We start from the raw sequence: 21,813 nt of genomic DNA on the forward strand, positions 1-21,813 counted from the left end.
GGTCATCCTTTACCAAGACAACCATGAGCTGGTCGGCACCCACTGGCATCGGGGGCTGGAACTGGTCCATGCCTTCAGCGGCGGGGGAGATTCATCGTCAACGGCGAGAGCCACCGCCTCCAAGCCGGCGACAGCCTCATCATCAGTCCATACGACCTCCACCAGGTGGAGACCTACAACAATGCCAAGAAAGCGGCGACGATCATCTCCATCACGGTCAACCATGAAGCCATCAGCATGATCTACCCCTTCGCGGACCGATGCCTCTTCTCCTTGGACACCCCACAGGCCCATACAGAGGACCCGAAAACCCTTAACGACCTGATGGACGCCCTCCTACACGCCAAAGAGCTGGCAGGCCGAGCCGCCACGTTCCAAGTCAACTCGACGCTCTATGCCATCCTCCACCTGCTCTACAGCAGATTCACCACCGGTGTACGCAAGCCGGAATCCCTACACAAGGACCGCAACCTGGTCATGCAGATACTGGGATACCTTGACACCCACTACGCCGAACCGCTCAGCGAGCAGGGTGCGGCGCACGATTTCGGCTACAGCTGTATGCATTTCAGCAGGCTCTTCAAGATGGCGACAGGCAAAGGGTTCAGAGCCTACATAACCAGCAGACGGCTGGATGATGCCCACCATCGCCTGATAGATCCATCGAAAGCCTGACCGGCATCGCCGAAGCCTCGGGTTCTCCCAACACATCAAGCCTGGTGAAGCCCTTCGTGGGGGAATACGGCCTGAAACCCAAGGAATACCGGACCCTCTGGAGCCAACAGCACCCACCAGCCGTCAGCGAATAAGCAAGAAGCAGTGGCGCTGGGGCTTCCTTCCATGACAGGGCCGAAGCGATGCGCTAGCATTGCAAGGGATTGATGATGGTAGAACTGGCTCCACTGGCGTGTTGCGGGCAACACGACTCAGGGCCCTCGAACGAAAGGTCGACGATGACTCCTTCATCCTGTGGCCCCATAAGTGCACTGACCCTGGGGCTACCGGCCTCCACCGTCCTGCCGGCCGACAAGGGCACCCTGCCCAAGCAGGTCTTCATGGCCAAGGGACCCTTATCAGCCAAGCTCAAGCAGCGGTTCAGCAAGGACATCGAGTCCATCAGCATGCTGGCCTTGCTGCGGCCGGCCAATACGGGCCTGGCTGAGGGCAAGCGGGTCAAGGAGATCCTGGTCATCGGCCTGGAGCTCAACTGCCAGGAATTCCCCTCTGAGATCGTTGACCATATCGCCGGCATGAGGCCCTCTGGCATACTCTTCCTGTGCCTGCGCAAGGGAACAGCCCCAGACCAGGCCAGCACCCCGAACTATGAGGCGGCTCTGGCGGTACGGCGCGCCTTGCCGGGTAGGGCCGGGCACGAGCAGCGCCTGAAGGTCTTTGCCGGGGATTGGCAGCCCGCCCAGGCAATCAGTGTGCAAGTGTTCGGCTCCGACATGGACGAGGCCTGGGAAAGCCTGAGTTCGCAAGCCATTCTCGGCCAACCCGACAGCAAGGACCTGGACCAGCGCATCGCCGCCAGGGACCAGATCAAGGCCCTGCATCTGGAGGAGGAGAAACTCACCAAGGACCATGCCCGGGCCAAGAACCCGACCCAGCGCAATGAGATCTTCGCCAAGCTCCACAAGCTACGGGCCCAACTGGCGCAATTGGAGGGCTGACCACCATTGCCCCCCGACCGGCCAGCGCCTCCATCAGCCGAGGATTGGTGGCCTGGCCGAACGCCCCCCTATTCTAGGGGCGCAACGATGTGCCTGTAGAGCTTTTCCAGGGTCTCCTCCCGCCGGTCTTTGGCCAGCTCACATTCCCAGACCCGGATAACCCGCCAGCCGGCCGCCTGCAAATCCTGGCGCTGTTGGCTGTCCCGATCGCGGTTGCGCAGGAGCTTGGTGGTCCAGAATTCGACATTGGACTTGGGGATTCTGAACTTCCTGCAACCCTCGTGCATATGCCAGAAGCAGCCATCCACAAAGACCATGGTCCGCCATTTGGGCAGGACTAGATCAGGATGACCAGGGTAGCGTTTGTCGTTCTTGCGAAAGCGTAGGCCGCGCGAAAAGAGGTAGGAGCGGACCAGAACCTCAATGGAGGTGTCCTTGCCACGGATGCGGGACATGGTGTAGCTGCGGGTACCCCGGGCGTACTTTTCGGCCTTTCCCATCGCTTGCGCAACAGCTCTGTCTTGCCCAACAGCCTTGTCTGCTGGCTGGACCTTGGCAGCGACGGCGGAACCGGCCTTGTCAGCGGAGCCATGGCGGCCGGCTGTACGATCTTTCCGAACCTGCTTCCGCCCACTCGGATCGGTAGGCCCGGCGGGGTCATGCTGCGTTCTGTGGTCCACCCTGCCATTATGGCCCCTGGATGGAACAGTCCAGCGGAAGCCCCCCGGACTAGGATGTATCACAGAAAGCCGTGCAGACGACGCAGCACATTCAAGGAGCAATCATGAGCACAATGAACGGCAAGGGGATGAAGGCCCTGGAAGAGGGGAAGCTGGTCAAGCTGGCCATTCTTGGAGCCGGACGTATAGCCCGGACCATGGCCGAGACCCTAATTAAGATGCAGGCCGACGACCGCTACTCCAAGCTGGTCTCCCTCTATGCCGTCGCAGCCAGGGACAAGGGCAGGGCCGACCAGTTCGCGGCCCGCTACGGAATTCCGGTCGCCTATGGATCATACGAGGAACTGGTGGCCGACCCCCAGGTGGACCTGGTCTACATCGCCACCCCCCACAACCTCCACGCCGAGCAAGGAAGGCTCTGCTTGGAGGCCGGCAAGAACATTCTGGTGGAGAAGTCCTTCACCGCCAATAGGCCGCAGGCCGAACAGCTGCTGGCCGTGGCCAAGAAGTCCGGCCTCCTATGCACCGAGGCCATCTGGACCCGCTATATGCCCTCCCGTACCCTGATCAACGACCTGTTGAATTCAGGAGTCATCGGCCAAGTCAAAGCCATCGACGCCAACCTCTGCTACCCGGTCACCGGGAAGGCACGGATGACAGACCCGGCCCTGGCAGGAGGCGCCCTGCTCGACGTGGGTGTTTACCCCCTGAACTTCATTGACATGATCATGGGCGGCAGCACACCAGAACGCATCGAAACATCCATGCAAGCCTATGAGACCGGCGTCGACGCGCAAAGCTCCATCACCCTCTACTATGAGGGCGGCATCATGGCCGTATCCTCCTGCTCCATGCTCACCGCCTCCGACCGGCGCGGCTCCATCTGGGGCACCGAAGGTTACATGGTCTGCAAAAACGTGAACAATGTGGAATCCATCAACATCTACGACCAGAACCACCAGCTCAAACGTCGGGTCCCAGTACCAGACCAACTGACCGGCTACGAGTATGAGGTGGCTGCGGCCGCTCAGGCGATTCTGGATGGCCGGAGCGAATGCCCGGAGATGCCCCACGACGACACCTTGCGCATCATGGGGCTCATGGACCGCATCCGTGCCGATTGGAAGCTCACCTACCCCTTCGAGTAAGGTCGCCGATCCACCGCAGGCTGGAATTTCATGGCCGGTGAGACCTCAGCCGTGAGGGGGACGCCAACAAAGCGGCTAGATAGGTCCCGTTTGGGAACAACCCTCAACCGACATATGCAAAGCTGCCGGGCAATGATCACTCATTGACCCGGCAGCTTCTCTGTGAGGTACTTGCCACGGCGGGCAAACGCCCTATGGCAACCTCTTACGCGACGATCAGAACTCAGTGATGACGGAGCGGATGACCTCGCCGGCCACCAGCTGCTTGTAGGCCTCATCAATCTGGTTCAGCTTGATGTGCTGGGTGACGATATCCTTCATGTTCAGGCGGCCATCGACAGCCATGTCGGCATACATGGGGATGTCGTGCTTGATGTTGGTGGACCCCATCCAGACACCCTTGAAGCCGCGCTGGTGGACCAGCAGGTCGGCGGGGTTGATCTCCAGCTCGATGGTGGCATCAGGCTTGGCCAGGCCAATCGGGTAGGCGGTACCGCCCACGCCCAGCATGTCCCAGGCCTGCTTCATGGCCGAGGTGACGCCTATGGCCTCGAAGGCCTGGTCAACGCCGCCGTTGGTCAGCTCGCGCACCTTGGCGACCGGGTCCTCGTTCTTGGAGTTGATGACATCGGTGGCGCCGAACTTCTTGGCGAACTCCAGCTTGTTGTCCAGCAGGTCGATGGCGATGATCTTCTTGGCACCACAGATTCTGGCGCCGGAGATGATGTTCAGACCGATGCCGCCGGTACCGATGACAGCCACGGTGTCACCAGGGCGAACGTGGGCCGTGTTGATGGCGGCACCAGCGCCCGTGATGGTGGCGCAACCGATGCATGCGGCCTGGTCCCAGGCCACATCATTGTTGACGACAGCCAACTGGTTCTCGTGAATCAGGGCCTTCTCGGCGAAGCCGCCGGTGCCGAAGGCCTGGGTGATGGGCCGTCCATCGGGGAAGGACAGACGGGGGGTGTCGCCGGCAGGACGCACGCACTCCTGCTGCTGCAGGCAGGACTGGGGCTGGCCCTTCAGGCAGTTTGCGCAATGGCCGCAGACCTGCTCCAGGGATGCTACAACATGGTCGCCGACCTTGATGCCCTCGACCTCGGGGCCAACGGCCTCAACGATGCCTGCAACCTCATGGCCGATGACGGCCGGGAAGGGGAAGAATTGATCGTCGTCCTCGACCAGGTGCAGGTCAGAATGGCACAGACCAGAAGCCTGAACATCAACGAGAACCTCGGCACCCTTGGGGTCGTCAATGATAATCTCCTCTGGCTGAGCAAAGCCCTTACCAATACCGTATGCGATCGAAGCCTTAATCTTCTGAGGCATAACACGCTCCTTCATAGCTCATATAATGTGATTTCCATCACTTCAGAAATCCAAGCCCATTCTAACGCCAAACCACAACAGCGAACCATGTACGCCGGCAGCGTGTCAGCGGCTTCACCCCGTTATCGATTCAACTAAAGCGAGTGGACCGTCTAGAGAATTATGTATTCCTGCCGGCAGTTTCCTGGCTTTGACGCTGTATCCTGGTCTCGGACCAGGATTCCCTTGTTTCACATATGTCTTCCAATAGCAGGACAAGATACGGAAAGATCGAATATGGCAGATTCCAGTGAAGCCACTCCACGACTATTGCATGTGGTTGGCGCCGCCATCGTGAAGAACGAGAAAATCCTGTGTGCTGAACGGGGTGAAGGCAAAACTCTGTCAGGCTATTGGGAATTCCCGGGGGGAAAGATCGAAGCTGACGAGACACCTCAAGCGGCATTGGTAAGAGAAATACAGGAGGAACTCAACTGCCGGATTGCGGTTTTGGATAGAATCTGTTCGAGCCACTATGACTATAAATTCGGACGAGTCATACTCACCGTCTTTGAATGTCGACTTGTCGAAGGTGAACCGCAATTGACCGAGCATAGCCAGTTGAAATGGCTTAGTCCGCAAGAGCTCAGTGAGCTGAAGTGGGCACCGGCTGATCGACCAGCAGCGCGAATGCTTATCCAAGGAATGAACAATAAGCGATGAGGGCATAGATTAATGAGTACCGGATCAACAACGAATGCAACCGAGCACGATGAGCTGGAACAGACCACCCAACAGCTCATTACACAGGCAGCACTGTCAGGATTCGTGAGAGAGAACTCCCAGGTTCAGAACGATTTTGAGCCAATCCTGATTGCAAACCATGATGGCCTGACCATGGAACGAGCACTCAGGAACGAGCTCGACCTATGCCAGGAATTCGACATGTCTGTAGCCTTTATCAGCCAATTCGAATTGCAATCGCTAAAGCAGAACTTTCTTAATTTCGCCCATTCTGTTTGTCCCGACGACCGGCAAGGGTGCAATGCCAACAGGGGCACCGCCAGCAAAGGCAGGCCAGCGGGCAGAATCATTACGTCAACATATAACTATTTCAACTCACCACGTGTTTTTTCGGAATTATTGAAATTACAAATGACGACAGGAATCGAAGTCCGGGTCTGGCAAGCCGGGATAGCACCTAAGGCCCCATCACCTTCGGCAAGCTATGGCTATCATCCCAAAGGCTATATATTCCGCAGAACCAGCAAAGATGGCGAGGTGTTTTCGGCATACATTGGCAGCTCCAACCTCACCGACCGGGCATTGCGACTGAACCGTGAATGGAATCTAAAAGTCTCAGCGACAGGATTCGGCAGCCTGCCGAATCAAATCGCCTCAGAAATAGAGACGCAAATTGAGGAATCTGTCCCATTGGATGCCGACTGGCTGAACTCCTATGAGGAGGAATTCAAGCAGCATGCCCCTCTCCGCCCAGTTCAGGCCCAAAGCGGCCAACCTTCCGAACATATGCCGATCATACCTAATGCCATGCAGAACGAAGCACTGGAAAGCCTGAAACGTCTCAGGTCAGAAGGCGAAAACCGAGCCGTCATCATCTCCGCCACCGGAACCGGCAAGACATATCTGTCTGCTTTTGACGTAAAAGCTTGCAAGCCCAGGCGAATGCTGTACATCGCACATCGACAGCAAATACTGAAAACAGCCATGGAATCATACAAGATGGTCCTTGGAGTTGACGATAGCCAGGTAGGGCTTCTGTCAGGCAGCAGTAAAGAAAGGGATAAAACGTATCTTTTTGCAACCATACAATCACTTTCGCAGCAAGAGTCCCTATCCGGATTCAAACCTGATGACTTCGATTACATTTTGGTTGATGAGGCACACCACGCAGCAGCCGGCTCTTACGGAAAAGTCATTAACTACTTCCGACCGAAATTCATGCTAGGTATGACAGCCACCCCTGAACGTTCTGACGGAGAAAACATTTTCGCCTTGTTCGGTAGCAACATCGCCTATGAGATAAGACTTCAGCGGGCGCTAGAGGAAAACATGCTATGCCCCTTCCATTATTACGGGGTCAGCGAATACGGCATCGAAAAGGACGGATCACAGGGAACCACAGCATCATTAGCTGCACAGTCAGCGTCCAATAAGGATCGCACCAACATTCAGGGTTGGTTCGAGCGACTGACCGATCCAAAACGTGTCCGCTATATTATAGACAAAATCCAGCAGTACAGTCAGGCAGGGGTCCCCATAAAAGGTCTGATCTTCTGCAGCCGCGTAGAAGAAGCTCGCAAACTGTCAAGCATGTTCAACCAGCAATTCAACGAACAGGCTGAACGCCCCTTCCGAACCTGCGCCGCAACAAGTCAGGATTCATCGGAGTACCGACAACAAGCCATCGAACTGTTGACAAACGGTGAACTCGACTACATCTTTACTGTGGACTTGTACAACGAAGGCATAGACATACCAGCGATCAACCAAATCGTCATGCTGCGCCAAACTCAGTCGAGCATCATCTTCACCCAACAGCTAGGCCGAGGACTACGTAAGGCTGAAGGCAAGGATTCGGTGGTCGTCATCGACTTCATAGGCAATTACGCCAACAACTATCTCATACCGCTTGCCCTATATGGCAATACTGGAGATAGAGATAGAGCCCGCAAGAACATGCAAAAGGAATCCATAGGAATTTCCTCAATTAGCTTTGACCCCATAGCTAAAGAGCTCGTGCTACAGTCTTTGGCCATAGCCGACCTCTCTGAGATGAAGCGTCTAAGTCGCATATATCGAGAGTTGCGATTCGAATTAGGACGACTTCCCCTTCTGGCAGACATCGTTGAGAGAGATAGCTCCCTGGTATATACACTGGCCAGCAAAAATGGCAACTATCTGAACTTTGCCCAGTCTCGAGAGCTCAGCTTATCCAATTCTGATACGGACTCTTTCCGTGTTGCAAGAGCATGTCAGTCTGTCAACATTACAGAAAAGAGAATGCTGACCATGCTTACCAGCACACAATTGCGGGGATTGAGACCACATGTACTCCTGGCCTTGAGAATACTGTGTGGGTTCGATGAATCGGATTTAAACCTTGCTCGTAAAAATACAGATGATTTCCTTATTTCAGCCATTGTGGATGAGTCAGCTGGGCATCATTCCATAAGCATTAAGCAACTGCAGGCATTGGTCCGTCGGGAATTCCCACTCGCCGACAACAGCGACGACCAATGCCAATCGGCACTTAGCTTCCTTGACTACTCATACTTCTATCAGAAGAACCGGGAACGCTTCGGTGGAACACCAATGGTACGGGAAATAAACCGGCATACCTACGCCTTGTCGGCAGAGCTAATGAGTTCACTGCGGGAGAATCCTACTTTTGCATGGTTCTTCAGGGATACGGTCCTAACTGGTCTGACTCTGTGCACACAACTATACAGCCGTGCGGAAGAAGATAGAATCCTTCCAGATCATGGTTTTATCTACGGCGAGAAATACAGCATCTTTGATGTCATGCAACTATGCGGCTGGCGGCAGGAACAGATTCCACAAAACGTAGGCGGGTACAAGTTGGACAAGGACACCGGCACCATGCCAATATTCATCAAATACGAAGCAAGCCAATATGGGGACCGCTTCCTCACCACCGAGAATATCGAATGGTTCAGCAAAAATGGCCGTACTCTATCTTCACCAGAATATCGGTGGCTATGTGCAGACAACCATAATACCTCAGTATGGGAGCTAAGGGAACAATTCGTGCCAGTTTTCATCAAACGAAAGGCAGAGGAAAAAGAAAACACTTACTACTTCGTCGGCAATGTGACTCAAGTAATCCGCCCGCATGAGAGCATCAATAAGGAGGAGAGCGGAAATAGTCATAAGGTAGTCATCTCAACCCTTCATCTCAACAAACCTGTGGATCCAGAACTGTTCCAACATCTAACCGGTCAGCCAGCGTTCTAGTCTGGTCGAATATTGCTATTCTCTGATGTTTATGACGAATGAGCGTAGAGCAGTCTTATCTGGCACCCGGACAATTCCTGTGCTGGCTTTCACAGACACTGGTGGATAGATTACATAGTCAGTACGGGTTGAAGGTTATAAGCAATAGCTAGCGGACCAGTCCAATGGTGCATAGGTCCATTGGCTGCACAATCCAGCGCCCTAAGGAAATTGGATTATGACCAACATTCACATCACCATCAAAGATGTCGTCAGGAAAGCGAACGTGTCCATCAAGACCGTCTCTAACGTCATCAACCACAGGGACGACCAGATGGAGGCCTTCAGCGAAAGGACGAGTGTATAAGGGCAATCGCAGAGCTGGTATACCAGGTCATCCATTTGGCCGGACCGGCGAGGGTGGCATCGACTTCCAGACCAAGTTCGGCAAAACCCCGATGGGTACAGCTCAGGCCGTCAAGGCCGCCTCGCCCTCCTGCAAGGTCATTGCCCTGGCCGGTTCCGTCGGGGATGGCATCGACCAACTCTATGAGGTGGGCATCGACGCCGTCTTCGGTATCAGTCCGGGAGCCATCAGCCTGCCCCAGGCCATTGCAGGCACTGCGGAGAATCTGGCCAGGGTATCCGAGAAGCTGGCCAGATTGATCGTCTGAACAGAACAGACCGATGGCCGCCCAGGAGGGACGCTCACCCAGAGGGGAAGGACATGTTACCTTTCCGTGTGGGTGAGCGTCCCTCTTGAAAACCCACTGACCCCATAGGTAAACAAACCTACAAACCCTCCCCCACAGCCATCATCGCGCCACAATGTCTTGCAGGACTTCCCCTTCAGCTCAGTCCGCCTTGGGTAACAGCGCAATCAGGTAGGCTGGTCCTACGCACTAGGGTGCCGGATGGTCTGCGGCAGTACGCTGTTCGGCAACCAGATACAGGCCAACAACAAGAGCAACGCAAGACTGCATACCTGTGGTCAGGAATCGAGAGAGGACCTTATGGCAAGCGAGAATCCTTCGTCAGAGGAAGACCGTCAAGCCTGCCAGGACAACCCGCATGACCATAATGGCGACGTTCCCGACAGCGAACAGGTAGGGTCCGCCGCCGCCTCCAAGCAAGACCGCGGTCAGAACCAATCCGGACAAACCAGGATAAGGGGCAGCCGCCCGCCACAGCCACAATGGCATGATTTTGAGATCCTGATCGAGACCGTGAATCAGGACATTGAGCCGGAGAGCGGACTGGATGGCCCGGCCTTTTTCTGGAATCGCTTCATCAGCGACTCATCCGAGGACCTCGCCCAACGGCTCACGAACTCCCCCGTGGCCCCAACTGATCAGGCCAGGACTGTCATGACACTCCCCATGGACTGGTACCTATACGAGCAGACCCACCTGGCCGACATGGAGGACAAGAACCAGGAAAGCCTTGCGGGAATTGGCAGTCAGCTGGGCATATTGCGCATGGACATGCCGACCTTTGACTTGGAGTCCCAGGCCCTGGCCGGCGTCCAGGCGGTCGTGGCCAATGCCATGGCCAGCAATCGTTGGAAGGATGCGCTTGGCAATCTGGTAGCCGCCATCGAGCTGACCTCGTCTTTTATGGGCCGGGTGGCCGACAGGGACGGCCAGGGCTTTGAATTCCTCAAGGATCTGATCGAACAGCTGCGCATCTACATGGATGCCCTGGCCAGTCAGGCCGACACCCAGCTTGCCCAGGAGTCCCTGCAACTACTGCTGACCGTGGTGTGCAAGGATGATTTTCTGCTCAACCCCGTGCAGATGATGCACCTGCTCTCAGCCTGCCTCTCTTTCGCCCAGTGGGATGACACCAGGGTTTTGGCATACGACGCCCTACAGCAGGCAATCAGCACCATGGACAGGGTCCGACGGGAACGCACCACCGGCCACGGGGATGGCCGGCAGGCCGGCGGCAGCGCCGAGGAGACCAGCAAGAAGGACCCTGATGGCCATGGCGGTCCAACACGGTTCACCGATCCCGACGACCCAACAGACCCCGACAATCCGGTCAACCACCTCTTCGAGGACTCAGACGGCAATCTTGTCGACATTCCCTTCGACCTGATAGGTCAACAATTCGACCAGGTCTGCCTCTTCCTTCAGCATGACCTTTTGCGGGTCGGCGGCGAGGAGGATAGGGCCGACCAATTTCTGGCTGAACATCTGCATCTGGAACCCATGGCCGACGCTTGGGCCATCAGGCTGATCGGCAGGCGTGACTGGTCTGGTCTCCTGTCGCTTTCGGAACAGGTGACTGCCGCCAATCCCAACCAGGAGATACTCAGCCTGCCAGAGGAACCACTCCCCTACGGATGGGAATCCCTCAAGGAACTGGCCTTGGTCAAACTGGGACGCACTGAGGAATTAATCGACCTGTATCGTGAACGGATCATCGAATTCTACGAGCCGAACACCGGCAAACCAGCAGTCAATACGTCAGATTCAAACCGGACCAGGCAGATGGAACAGGGCACCGACCCTGTCGCCATATATTCCACATCCACCCCCTTGGGCACCATACAGGCAAGCGGACCGACCAACAGCGCCCGGGAGCTTCTCAGCAGGTTCTACTGGGCCTGCGACGACCATCTGCTTGTGCAGATAGAGACCCTGATGACCTCCTATGCCGACGGCCAAGGGCGCTTCACCCCAAATCGCGCCTATGAGGAACTGCTGATCGACCAGGGCTTGAGCCGTGCCGCCTGGCGCTACTGCCGCCGCTTCCCTGAGTCCCGCTTGCGCCTGGCACCCACCATCGCCCGCGGCCTGCCGGACAAGGCCCGAACCATCATCCTCGGCCCCATTGGTATGGACGGAAGCTACCATGGCAGGCTACCTGACCGTAGAATCGCCTACCAGCACCTATCGCAGACCCTCAGCCTCTACGCCAAAGTGTTCTCCTTCCATGAGGCGGCGACCATAGCCAGAAAGCTGACAGATCACTTCCCCGACCGGCCGGCCCTGGCACAGGCCCTAAGGGGTTTCCTGGAAGCCTGAGCACGACCGGTGGGGCCTTGACTTATTACAAGTCGAAGCCAAGCTCGGCGGCCGCCGCCACCGGAACCGGATCCTGGGCCCAGTAGTCATCCAGGTTCTCATCCGAACTCAGGGAACGGATAAAGGCCCTGTCGATATAGACCTCACCGCTCAGATGGTCGGTCTCATGCTGGAAGATACGGGCCGGCCAGCCATGCAGCTCCTCCTCATGGCGGATCCCATCCTCGTCCTCCCAGCTGGCCGCGATGTTCAACCAGCGCTGGCGAACCGCCTGGTAGCCCTCGAAGCTCAGGCAGCCTTCGTAGAAGCTGCGGGTCTGGGCATCCAGGGGCTTGTAGGAGGGGTTGATGATGGCGTGGAAGGGCACCTCGGCGAACTCCCGTGGGTCGTCGTCATCATTGCCCACATGGTCCTCTATCACGGCGAAGGCCAGACCCAGGCCGATCTGCGGGGCAGCCAGACCGACGCCGGGTGCATCCAGCATGGTGGTTCTCATGACCTCGATCAGTTCGGTCAGGGTCTTCTTGGTCAACTGCCCCTTGTAGGCAACAGCCCGCTGGCGCAGCACAGGTTCGCCCAGCTGCACGATGGGCAGTATCCGCTCCTTGCCGCCGGTCTTGATGAGCCGCTCGACCGCCTTGTTCAGGCCTGAATCGACCTGGGTGCTATGGGTGAAAATCACAGGGCCAACTCCTCTGCTACAACCTTGGCCAGGCGCTCACACACCCGGTCCGCCTCCTCCTGGGTTCCCGCCTCGCACATGACCCTGACCAGGGGTTCGGTGCCGGATGGGCGCAGGAGCACACGGCCACTGTCTCCCAGCAGCTCGGTCTCACGGGCCACAGCCTCCTGGACCTTGACGTTGCTGGGGGCGGCATGCTTGTCCACGTTGGGAACGTTGATGAGCTGTTGGGGCAGCTGGGGGAAGTCGGCGGCCAGGGACTTGAGGGAACGGCCGGAATCGACGATCTCCTTGCAGAGGGTCAGGGCCGTCAGGGTGCCGTCGCCGGTGGCGGCGAAGGCACGGTTGATGACGTGGCCCGACTGCTCGCCACCCAAGGAATAATCGCCCTTGAGCATTTCCTCCAGCACATAGCGGTCTCCCACGCCGGTCTGCACGGTCTTGATGCCCATACTGTTGAGGGCGAGCTTGAGTCCGAGGTTGCTCATGACCGTGACCACCAGGGTGTCATGGTTGAGCTTGCCGGCCCTCTGCTTGGCCCGCGCCAGGATGCCCATGATCTGATCGCCGTTGACCATGCTGCCGTCCTCGTCCACGGCCAGGCAACGGTCGGCGTCGCCGTCGAAGGCCACGCCCAGGTTGGCGTCGGAGGCCTTGACCATGGCCTGGAGCTGCTCGGGGTGGGTGGAGCCGGCCTTCTTGTTGATGTTGTAGCCGTCAGGTGAGGCGTTGATGACCACGACCTCCGCGCCGGCCCGACGCAAGGCCTCGGGAGCCACGACCGAGGTGGCGCCGTTCGCGCAATCGGCCACGATCTTCAGACCACTCAGGGGCTTGGACTGGGTTTTGTCAGCGGCGATGGGGGCGATGGTGGAGACCAGGTGGTCAATGTAGAGGTTGGTGGCGGTGTCGGTGTCATGGCTGATACGACCCACGCCGGCGCCGGTTGGGCGCTCCCACTCCTGGCCCAGGACGGATTCGATCTCGTCCTCCTTGTTGTCGGCCAGTTTGAAGCCGCCACGGGCGAAGAATTTGATGCCGTTGTCTGGCATCGGGTTGTGGGAGGCGGATATGACCGCACCCATCTCCACATTGAGGACCGAAGTCAGGTAGGCCACTCCAGGAGTCGGAATGATGCCGGCATCTATGACATCAAAACCGCCCGCAGACATGCCGGCCGCCAGGGCCGAAGCCAGAAAATCTCCGGACACACGGGTATCGCGGCCTATAAGGGCTCGGTGGCGGCCCTCCGGCTTGTCGCCGCCACCTGTGGACTGCCCCAAGACACGTACGGCGGCATCGCCCAAATCCAGGGCCAACTGTGCGGTCAGATCACGGTTGGCCAGACCACGGACACCATCGGTTCCAAACATTCTGGGCATGCTTCGTCCTCGCTTTATCCATCAGACGGTGCAGGCACCGGCCCAGCTGGACCAGGGCACCGTCGAACCATTACCGACCACCATGCTACCCAGCCACCCTCCTCGGCCCCGACAGGTCCGGCAATGCTGCTCGGTTTCCTCGCAATTCAATCAGAGGCAAAGGTTGCTGGCGGTCTTCCCCCGTAAGGACATCGGCCACCCTGACCCCATTGCCGGCTGAACCGGAGCACCTCCTGCAGGTACGACGAAGCCGCCGTTGCCAAGCAAAGGCGGCTTCACTCCACAGGCAGACAGGCAGGGACGACCCCCAGCCCACCGACAGCTGCTGTCTAGGCCTTGAGCCCCTGGTTGTAGGCGGAGACACGTAGGTGCCGGCGGCTGGCGTCGACATTCCCCATGACCAGGAGCCTCAGGGCCCGGGCCGCGTCCTGGTGGGAGTCCAGCCAGGCCTGGCCACGGTCTACCAACTCCTGGGGGTCGGCATAGACCGGGTAGAGGCCCTCCAGCAGGGTCTCCGCCATATGGAAGGTCTTGTGCTCCCAGATCCAATCGACGGCCTCGAAGTAGCGTTCGGCGTAGGGCTGGGCCAGAGACGAATCTGTGGTGAAGTCAAAGCCCTGGCAGATGGCGTCCATCTGCGCGTTGGTCAGGTCGGCATTGTGCAAGGCCTGATTCCAGGCCCAGTCCTTGGCTTCCGGCTTGGCCTGGGCGGCCAGGGCCGCATAGGCGAACTGGCGGTTCTCCGTGGTCTCCTTCTTGGCCAGCTGGGCCTTGATGCCGTCCTGGTCGATCTGGTTGACCGCAGCCAGGGCCTGGATCAGGTTCCAGGTCAGGTTGTTGTCGATCTCTAGACCGGACAACTGAACCGAACCATCCAGAAGTCCATTGATGTCAGCGGCGAAGGCCTGGTCGCCCTCCTGACCGTAGCCCAGGTAGGCGGTAACCAGCTGGAACTGCTCATCAGAGCCCGCCTGCGCGGCCTGGGCCAGCTTCCACAGCTCCGTAGCCACGTGGCTGGCGACCGCCTGGCGGCGGGCCGGGGCCGTGTAGTGCCAGACCGTGGTCTTCAGACACTGCAGGGCATAGCGGAAGCTGGTGGATTCATGTTCGGTTGACAGCATCTTCAGGCTCAGGTCCACGAAACGCTCAGCCGGGAACTCGGCGTCGCGGGTCATGTCCCAGAAGGAGAGCCAGATGACGGCCCGGGTCAGGGCATCGTCGAAGCGGTAGAGGTTCTGCGCCGCGAACTGCATCGACTTGTCGTCAAAGCGCAACTTTGAGTAGGTCAGGTCCTCATCGTTGATGAGGATGAAGTCTGGGCGCTGCTTGCCGGCAGCCTCGGCCACCTCAGTGCTCTCCCCATCCACATCCAGCTCGATTCGGTCGGTCCGCTTGACGGCACCGGTGGCCGGATCGGCATTGTAGAAGCCAATGGCCAGGCGGTGGGAACGCTGGACCGGGTGGTCAGCTGGGGCGCTCTGGGTCAGTGTCAGGGATTCGATGGTCCCGTCCGCCGCCTGACAGACCTGGGCACGCAGCGTGTTGATGCCTGGCTCCTCCAGCCATTGGGCGCTCCAGGACTTCAGGTCACGGCCGGAGGCGGCCTCCAGCTCGGTGAGCAGGTCGGCGAGGGTGGCGTTGGAGTAGGCGTGCTTGGTCAGGTAGGAGTGGATGCCCTGGAAGAACTTGTCGCGGCCCACGTAGGCCACCAGCTGCTTGAGGACGGAAGCGCCCTTGGCGTATGTGATGCCATCGAAGTTGACCTCGGTGTCTTTGAGATCCTTGATGGGGGCCACGATCGGGTGGGTGGTGGGCAGCTCGTCCTGGTTCTGGCCCCAGGACTTCTCACCGGAGCAGAAGGTGGCCCAGGCTTCGTGCCAGTCGGTGGCCTCGGCCGTGCAGAGGGTGGACATGAACTCGGCGAAGGACTCGTTGAGCCACAGGTCGTTCCACCACTTCATGGTCACCAGGTCACCGAACCACATGTGGGCCAGCTCGTGCAGGACGGTCACCACGCGGCGCTCGGCCAGGGCATCGGTCACCTTGGATTCGAAGACGTAGGAGTCACGGATGGTGACCATGCCGATGTTCTCCATGGCACCCGCGTTGTATTCGGGCACATAGATCTGGTCGTACTTGGCGTAGGGGTAGGGCACGCCCCAGGTCTTGGCGTAGAAGGCGAAGCCCTTCTTGGTGATGTCGAAGAGGTAGTCGACGTCCTTGGCAAAGGCCTCCTTGAGGGCCTGGCGGCAGTACATGGCCATGGTGACGGTGCGGCCGTCCTCATTGGCGTAATCGGTGTGCCACTCGGCATAGGGACCGGCGCAGATGGCAGTCAGGTAGGAGCTCATGACCGGGGTCGTCTCGAAGGACCAGAGCCTGACCGACTCGGCCGGGTGGTCGCCCATGGTGCCTTCAGCCGTGCTTCCCTCTACCGGCTGCTGGGTGGCGACAGGCATGTTGGAGGTGACCAGCCAGCTTTCCGGGGCCTTGACCGAAAAGTCGAAGCTGGCCTTGAGGTCAGGCTGGTCGAAGACGGCGTAGACACGGCGGGCATCGGGCACCTCGAACTGGCTGTAGAGGTAGATGTTCCCATCGGAGGGGTCCACACTCCGGTGGAGTCCCTCGCCGGTGGTTGAATACTGGCAGCTGGACACCACGGTGACGGTGTTGTGGACCTGGAGGTTCGGCAGTTCGATCCGGTCATCCTTGAACACCTGGGCCGGGTCCAGGGCATGGCCGTTAAGCTCCACGGACTCCACCCGGTCAGCGATAAGGTCAAGGAAGCTGGAAGCTCCCGGCTGCGCATCAAAGCTGATGGTGGACCTGGAACCGAAGTCCTTGGCACCCTGGGTCAGGTCAAGCTCGACCGCATACGTGATTGGCGCCTTGATAAGACTTGCTCGTTCTTCTGCTTCCACCCGGGTGAGATTTGCTCCTGGCATGGTGTCCTTTCCTTGTGGGTATGTACACATGACAGGGCTGACTGGCGGCTCACAGCCACCGGCAGACCTGCCTTTTGAATCCAGTCTATCCATTCCCATAGGCATCCAGCCACATGCACTTGCGGTAAGGCTAGTGTGCATGCTCAGGCAATGCGAGGCATGCAGCTCGGCACCATATGCTATATCTGGCAAGCTTGGAACTGCCATGCGTTGGGGACAGCTTGCTATAGTTAGCCACGAACATCTACGCGAATGAAGGCACTGATGCACGCTTTGACGGCCTGACTACTGTTTTGACTGCCCTAAAGCCTTCACATGGCAGGCAGTCAGGGCAGGAGATCCCACCTCTTACTACACACAAGCTTCTGGCAAGTCGCCAGACAAGAGCTAGGGGCCGCATCCGATTTATCGGATGCGGCCCCTAGCTCTTGTGACGGTCTCAGGCAATCTCTCAGCGTTTGCCGAGTGTGTCCTCGACCACGTCGGTGGCGATGTCGGCGACCACCGGCACGACCATGGGCTTGCGGTGTAGCTGGCGTGCCACCCAGGAGCCGATGGTCCGGCGCATGAGCTGCTGGAGCTTGTGGGTGTCCTTGGTGCCGTCCATCATGGCGTCCTCCAGCTGGCGGACGATTTGTTTGCGGACCTGGTCGAACTGGCTCTCGTCCTCGGGCATGGCGTTCAGGTAGATCTTGGGATCGGCCACGACCTCGGAATGGTCGGTATCGACCACAGCGAAGGCGGAGACGAAGCCCTCGGAACCCAGAATCAGACGCTTCTCCAGCTCCTCATCGGTCAACTTGCCGACCGTGTCGCCATCCACGTAGACATAGGCGCAGGGAACTGAACCCACCACGGCAGCCTGGCCATGGTAGAGGTCCACCACGTCGCCGTCCTCGGCCAAAACCACATTGGAGGGCTCGATGCCGGTCTTGACGGCGATCAGGCCATTGGCGACCAGGTGCCGGTTCTCACCGTGGATGGGCATGGCGCACTTGGGCTTGATGATGTTGTAGAGGTAGAGAAGCTCACCCTCGTCGCTGTGTCCGGAGACGTGGATGGCCGCGTTGTTCTTGTTGACGACCTTGGCGCCCTTCTGGACCAGCTTGTTGATGACCTTGTAGACCCCGTACTCATTGCCGGGAATAAGGGAGGATGCCAGCACCACCGTGTCGAACTCGTTGACGGTGATGTCGCGATGGCTGCCATCGGCTATCCTGCCCAAGGCCGCCATGGGCTCACCCTGGGATCCGGTACACATGTAGACGATCTTGTTGTCTTGAATGTCCTTGGCCTTCTTCAGGTCCACAACCGTGTCTTCGGGCAGGTGGAGGTAGCCCAGATCAGCGGCGATGGACATGTTGCGGACCATGGACCGGCCCACGAAGACCACCTTGCGGCCGTTCTTCTTGGCGGCGTCGACCACCTGCTGGACGCGGTGGACATGGGAGGAGAAGGAGGCCACGATGATCTTGCGGGTGGCATCGGCGAAGACCCTATCCAGCTCGGGGCCGATGGAGGTCTCGGGCTTGACGAAGCCGGGGACCTCGGCATTGGTGGAGTCGATCATAAGCAGATCAACACCCTGTTCGCCCAATTTGCCGAACTCGACCAGGTCGGTGATCCGGTGGTCCAGAGGCAGCTGGTCCAGCTTGATGTCGCCGGTGTCGATGATGGTGCCGGCCGGAGTCTTGACGCAGACGGCCAGGGCGTCGGGGATGGAGTGTGTGACGGCCACGAACTCCAGGCTGAAGGGGCCGGCCTTGAGCTTGTCACGGCCATTGACCTCGACGGTCTTGGGATTCAGATGGTGTTCCTCGCACTTGGCCTTGACGAAGGCCAGGGTCAGCTTGGACCCGATCAGGGGAATATCCGGGCGCATCTTGAGCAGGTAGGGCACGCCGCCGATATGGTCCTCATGGCCGTGGGTCAGGACCAGGCCTTCGATGTCGTCAAGGCGATCCTCGATGTAGTGGAAGTCAGGCAGGATCAGGTCCACGCCAGGCTGCTCATCCTTGGGGAAGAGCACACCACAGTCGATGAGCAGCAGGTGACCGTTGTATTCGATCACGTTCATGTTGCGGCCGATCTCGCCCAAGCCACCCAAGGGCACGATTCGCATGGACCCCTTGCGGTACTTGGGAGGAGCCACCAGAATCTCCTCCTGCTGGGGGACTACGACCCGCTGGCCACGACCACGGCCGCCACGACCGGCCGAGCGGCCTGCGTTGGTGCCGGAACGGCCAGAGCCGGACCGACGGCTGTCGGTGCCCACCTTGCCTCGCCTGGAGGAGGAACGGGACTGCCCCTCCGAGGAGCTGGATTCGGAGCGTGATGAACGCTCTGCGCGCACGCCCTCGCTTCGCTTCCCGGCGCTGGAGGATGCGCGCCTGGACTGACGGCCCTCACTCACGGGAGGAAGGGTCTCTACGGCATCTACCGCCTTGTTGGCCTTGGATCCCCGCCGACGCTGAGTTGTTGTTCTGTTCTCGTGTTCTTGTTCTACTACCATTTCCTCTTCGGATTTCTATTACTTAGTGTCTGTATCTACATACAGACGAGGTCTTCATGTCAGCCCTACCGGCCGGTTCGCGGTCCTCCCGCACGCATGTGCGGGGCCTGTGGGCAGCCGGGGCGAAAATGCCTTCGCCTGTCCAGGCCCGGTCCGCTTCCTGGCTGCCTGCCCTATCGGTCCGCAAACCATGGGGAGCCGGTCAGGGTCGTAAGTCTCATGTCAAAGGCTTGTAGAGCTGTTTGCGCTCGGCAGTACCCATTGTTCCCAAGTCTTGCGACCGGTTCACTCTTTTCATTCTAGACTCACCCTGCCCCCGGAAGGTCAATGAGGGTTTCAAAGGCCGGCTCACAGCAGTTGCGCTGCCTCCAGACCCCGCCTGGCTCGTTCGAGCTCCTGGGGGCCAGGGCCTACATTGGGCAAGCGCATGGTGGTGTCCTCCAGCAAGCCACGAACCTGCAGCAGGGCCTTGGCCATGACCCCCTGGAAACCGGCGCCATTGATGGCCTCGACCAGGGGGGCCAAACGAACAGCCAGCTCCTGCGCCTGGCGGATGTCTCCCCGGTCGAAGGCCTGGGCCAGTTGCTGCATGGGCGAGGCCGCCCCATGGGCGATCACCGAAATGATGCCGACCGCCCCCACGGAGAGGAAGGGCAGGAAGAGCCCGTCATCGCCCGAATACCAGGTCAGGCCGGTCTCCATACGCTTGCGCACGGCTCCGGCTATGTCTCCCGTGGCATCCTTGACTGCGGTGACATGGTCGAGCTCGGCCAGGCGTCGGTAGGTCTCCAACTGGATGTGAACTCCGGTACGGCCGGGAACGTCGTAGATGATGATGGGCTTGTCCACAGACTCGTTGACGGCCTCAAAGTGACGGAAGATGCCCTCCTGGCTTGGCCGGGAATAGTAGGGGGCGACCACCAGCACGGCATCGGCGCCAGCCTCCTGGGTCTGCTCGGCCATACGCACCGAGTGAATGGTGTCGTTGGACCCCGCTCCGGAGACAACCGGCACGGCAACGGCCTCCTTGACGGCCCGGACCAGGTCCACCTTCTCCTCCATGTGGGTGACCGGTGATTCACCCGTGGTGCCGTTGACCAACAAACCGTCGGCACCGTCGGCCACCAACTGCTTGGCCAGGCGCTGGGAGGCCTCGAAATCCACGGACCCATCCGACGTCATGGGGGTGACCATGGCAGGCATGATACGGCCGAAGGGAGCCGGTTCCAAGAGGTGCAATCTTCCACTAGTCATAGTCCTAACCTACTGCCTCAAGCAGACGCTGAGGGCCTGACTCCTGCCATATGACCACCAAGTGGACACTGCTCACCCGGCAGCCGGCAGCCAAGCGGCACGCCGCCCTGGCTGTCGGTAGCCTGACGGCCTGGCCGGCCCCTAGAGGTCCAGGAACTGATCAAGCCCGACGGTCAGGCCTTCGTGGCCTCCGGCGGCAATGGTGCGGACGGCCAGGAGCACGCCGGGCATGAAGGACGAACGGTCGAAGCTATCGGCACGGATGGTCAGCTGCTCACCGGTGTTGCCCAGCAGGATTTCCTCATGGGCATTGAGCCCCTGCAGCCGCACAGCGTGAACGGGAACGCCATCAATGAGTTGCCCCCTGGAGGCGGCCTCACCCTGGGTTCCATCAGGCATGGATGCCAGGCGCGCCCGCCGACGGGCCTGGCCGATGGCTTGGGCGGTGTGGATGGCCGTGCCTGATGGCGCGTCCACCTTGTCGGGGTGATGGAGTTCGATGACCTCAGCGGAAGTGAAATATTCCGCAGCCTTGCTGGCGAAGTAATCAGCCAGCACCGCGGATATGGCAAAGTTGGGTGCGATGCAGACGGCCTGGTCCTTGCGGGGGGCCGTTGCCAAGGCCTGCCGAACCTGGTCCAGCTTCTCCTGGGTCCAACCGGTGGTGCCGACCACCAGGTCCACGCCCTGCCCAATCAGCGTCAGCACATTGCCTAAGGATGCCGATGGGACCGTGAACTCGACGGCCACATCGGTGGAGTCGGTCCTAATATCTGATAGTTCCCCCGTTGAACCGACAGAGGCAGACAAAACCATGTCGTCAGCGGCCTTGACGGCCTCCACCACGCTCGATCCCATTCGCCCCTGGGCTCCCACAACCGCGACTCTGATCATTCTCTAACCTCCACATACGGCATTCCAATGGTTGCGGCGATAACCGTCGCACCAGCACAGCCCCCCATGACCACCTCTGGCCGGCATCCCCCTGCAAGAAGGTCTCCCAGGGGGCAGTAGCCGTCATCAAAATAGAGCGGGTCCAGCTCATGGTCACTGGCTTGGCCATCAAGGCGGCAGCGGCAAGCATGATTCCATTGTAGGAGAAAAACCGGAGCCAGTCCCCCCTCATTCCCATACTTACCCGTCACCGAGCTTCCAAGCGCGGTCGGATATGGTCTTCCGCCAGAACCTCCGGACCGCCGGCACCTATGGCAGCCCG

General features: G+C 59.2%; 16 protein-coding genes. 8 read left to right on the forward strand and 8 right to left on the reverse strand.

From position 1 onward, the window contains the following. Positions 1-165: 165 nt before the first annotated feature. Together CRD60_RS01930 and CRD60_RS01935 are read left to right on the forward strand one after the other, a co-directional pair. Positions 166-675: an AraC family transcriptional regulator gene (locus CRD60_RS01930; RefSeq protein WP_113859600.1), complete on the forward strand. Its 510-nt coding sequence runs from the start codon at positions 166-168 to the stop codon at positions 673-675. A 278-nt stretch (positions 676-953) separates the two neighbouring features. Next, positions 954-1,673, forward strand: coding sequence for a DUF4391 domain-containing protein (locus CRD60_RS01935; protein WP_113859601.1), 720 nt, complete (start codon positions 954-956; stop codon positions 1,671-1,673). Between the two features lie 68 nt (positions 1,674-1,741). Here the strand turns inward: CRD60_RS01935 and CRD60_RS01940 are convergent, their stop codons facing one another. Then, complete coding sequence (locus tag CRD60_RS01940) at positions 1,742-2,173, reverse strand: very short patch repair endonuclease (RefSeq protein ID WP_113859602.1); 432 nt, start codon at positions 2,171-2,173, stop codon at positions 1,742-1,744. Between the two features lie 284 nt (positions 2,174-2,457). Here CRD60_RS01940 and CRD60_RS01945 point away from each other — a divergent pair, with 284 nt between their 5' ends. Continuing rightward, a complete protein-coding gene (locus CRD60_RS01945) occupies positions 2,458-3,501 on the forward strand; it encodes a Gfo/Idh/MocA family protein (RefSeq protein ID WP_113859603.1) in 1,044 nt (347 codons plus the stop codon). A 216-nt stretch (positions 3,502-3,717) separates the two neighbouring features. Here the strand turns inward: CRD60_RS01945 and CRD60_RS01950 are convergent, their stop codons facing one another. After that, positions 3,718-4,833 (reverse strand): zinc-binding dehydrogenase, encoded by a 1,116-nt coding sequence (locus CRD60_RS01950; RefSeq protein WP_113859604.1) that lies wholly within the window; start codon positions 4,831-4,833, stop codon positions 3,718-3,720. Between the two features lie 276 nt (positions 4,834-5,109). On the opposite strand from CRD60_RS01950, the gene CRD60_RS01955 reads away from it, so the two are divergent. The 5 genes from CRD60_RS01955 to CRD60_RS01970 all read left to right on the forward strand — a co-directional run bounded on the left by CRD60_RS01955 (position 5,110) and on the right by CRD60_RS01970 (position 11,822). Beyond that, positions 5,110-5,535, forward strand: a complete 426-nt coding sequence (locus tag CRD60_RS01955; protein WP_113859605.1) for a (deoxy)nucleoside triphosphate pyrophosphohydrolase — start codon at positions 5,110-5,112, stop codon at positions 5,533-5,535. A 12-nt stretch (positions 5,536-5,547) separates the two neighbouring features. After that, a complete protein-coding gene (locus CRD60_RS01960) occupies positions 5,548-8,811 on the forward strand; it encodes a DUF3427 domain-containing protein (RefSeq protein ID WP_113859606.1) in 3,264 nt (1,087 codons plus the stop codon). A 217-nt stretch (positions 8,812-9,028) separates the two neighbouring features. Continuing rightward, positions 9,029-9,157, forward strand: a complete 129-nt coding sequence (locus CRD60_RS09010) for a LacI family DNA-binding transcriptional regulator (protein WP_236630767.1) — start codon at positions 9,029-9,031, stop codon at positions 9,155-9,157. Then, positions 9,150-9,464 (forward strand): glycerate kinase, encoded by a 315-nt coding sequence (locus CRD60_RS01965; RefSeq protein WP_236630768.1) that lies wholly within the window; start codon positions 9,150-9,152, stop codon positions 9,462-9,464. The genes CRD60_RS09010 and CRD60_RS01965 overlap by 8 nt, the downstream gene beginning before the upstream one ends. A 339-nt stretch (positions 9,465-9,803) precedes the next feature. Continuing rightward, entirely contained in the window at positions 9,804-11,822 is a 2,019-nt protein-coding gene (locus CRD60_RS01970; RefSeq protein ID WP_127975614.1) for a hypothetical protein, read from the forward strand. Between the two features lie 25 nt (positions 11,823-11,847). On the opposite strand, the gene CRD60_RS01975 is transcribed toward CRD60_RS01970, so the two are convergent. The 6 genes from CRD60_RS01975 to dapB all read right to left on the reverse strand — a co-directional run bounded on the left by CRD60_RS01975 (position 11,848) and on the right by dapB (position 21,491). Further along, entirely contained in the window at positions 11,848-12,501 is a 654-nt protein-coding gene (locus tag CRD60_RS01975; protein ID WP_113859668.1) for a peptide deformylase, read from the reverse strand. After that, positions 12,501-13,886 carry a phosphoglucosamine mutase gene (gene glmM, locus CRD60_RS01980; protein WP_113859608.1) on the reverse strand — a complete coding sequence of 462 codons (1,386 nt, stop codon included), beginning with the start codon at positions 13,884-13,886 and terminating at the stop codon, positions 12,501-12,503. The genes CRD60_RS01975 and glmM overlap by 1 nt, the downstream gene beginning before the upstream one ends. 329 nt (positions 13,887-14,215) lie before the next feature. Then, entirely contained in the window at positions 14,216-16,831 is a 2,616-nt protein-coding gene (gene pepN, locus CRD60_RS01985; protein ID WP_113859609.1) for an aminopeptidase N, read from the reverse strand. Between the two features lie 451 nt (positions 16,832-17,282). Further along, positions 17,283-19,343, reverse strand: coding sequence for a ribonuclease J (locus CRD60_RS01990; protein ID WP_236630769.1), 2,061 nt, complete (start codon positions 19,341-19,343; stop codon positions 17,283-17,285). A 348-nt stretch (positions 19,344-19,691) separates the two neighbouring features. Next, the gene (gene dapA / locus CRD60_RS01995) at positions 19,692-20,597 is read right to left on the reverse strand and encodes a 4-hydroxy-tetrahydrodipicolinate synthase (RefSeq protein WP_113859610.1); all 906 of its coding nucleotides are present in this window, start codon (positions 20,595-20,597) and stop codon (positions 19,692-19,694) included. 141 nt (positions 20,598-20,738) lie between these two features. Then, on the reverse strand, positions 20,739-21,491 hold the full coding sequence (gene dapB / locus CRD60_RS02000) for a 4-hydroxy-tetrahydrodipicolinate reductase (RefSeq protein ID WP_113859611.1): 753 nt from the start codon (positions 21,489-21,491) through the stop codon (positions 20,739-20,741). Positions 21,492-21,813 lie beyond the last annotated feature (322 nt).

Origin of the sequence: Bifidobacterium aemilianum (assembly GCF_003315635.1) — a bacterium.
GTDB lineage: Bacteria > Actinomycetota > Actinomycetes > Actinomycetales > Bifidobacteriaceae > Bifidobacterium > Bifidobacterium aemilianum.

Coding starts and splice junctions, on each gene's coding strand:
- CRD60_RS01935 (WP_113859601.1), top strand. CDS start 954: ATGACTCCTTCATCCTGTGGCCCCATAAGTGCACTGACCCTGGGGCTA.
- CRD60_RS01940 (WP_113859602.1), bottom strand. CDS start 2,173: ATGGGAAAGGCCGAAAAGTACGCCCGGGGTACCCGCAGCTACACCATG.
- CRD60_RS01945 (WP_113859603.1), top strand. CDS start 2,458: ATGAGCACAATGAACGGCAAGGGGATGAAGGCCCTGGAAGAGGGGAAG.
- CRD60_RS01950 (WP_113859604.1), bottom strand. CDS start 4,833: ATGCCTCAGAAGATTAAGGCTTCGATCGCATACGGTATTGGTAAGGGC.
- CRD60_RS01955 (WP_113859605.1), top strand. CDS start 5,110: ATGGCAGATTCCAGTGAAGCCACTCCACGACTATTGCATGTGGTTGGC.
- CRD60_RS01960 (WP_113859606.1), top strand. CDS start 5,548: ATGAGTACCGGATCAACAACGAATGCAACCGAGCACGATGAGCTGGAA.
- CRD60_RS09010 (WP_236630767.1), top strand. CDS start 9,029: ATGACCAACATTCACATCACCATCAAAGATGTCGTCAGGAAAGCGAAC.
- CRD60_RS01970 (WP_127975614.1), top strand. CDS start 9,804: ATGGCAAGCGAGAATCCTTCGTCAGAGGAAGACCGTCAAGCCTGCCAG.
- glmM (WP_113859608.1), bottom strand. CDS start 13,886: ATGCCCAGAATGTTTGGAACCGATGGTGTCCGTGGTCTGGCCAACCGT.
- pepN (WP_113859609.1), bottom strand. CDS start 16,831: ATGCCAGGAGCAAATCTCACCCGGGTGGAAGCAGAAGAACGAGCAAGT.
- CRD60_RS01990 (WP_236630769.1), bottom strand. CDS start 19,343: ATGGTAGTAGAACAAGAACACGAGAACAGAACAACAACTCAGCGTCGG.
- dapA (WP_113859610.1), bottom strand. CDS start 20,597: ATGACTAGTGGAAGATTGCACCTCTTGGAACCGGCTCCCTTCGGCCGT.
- dapB (WP_113859611.1), bottom strand. CDS start 21,491: ATGATCAGAGTCGCGGTTGTGGGAGCCCAGGGGCGAATGGGATCGAGC.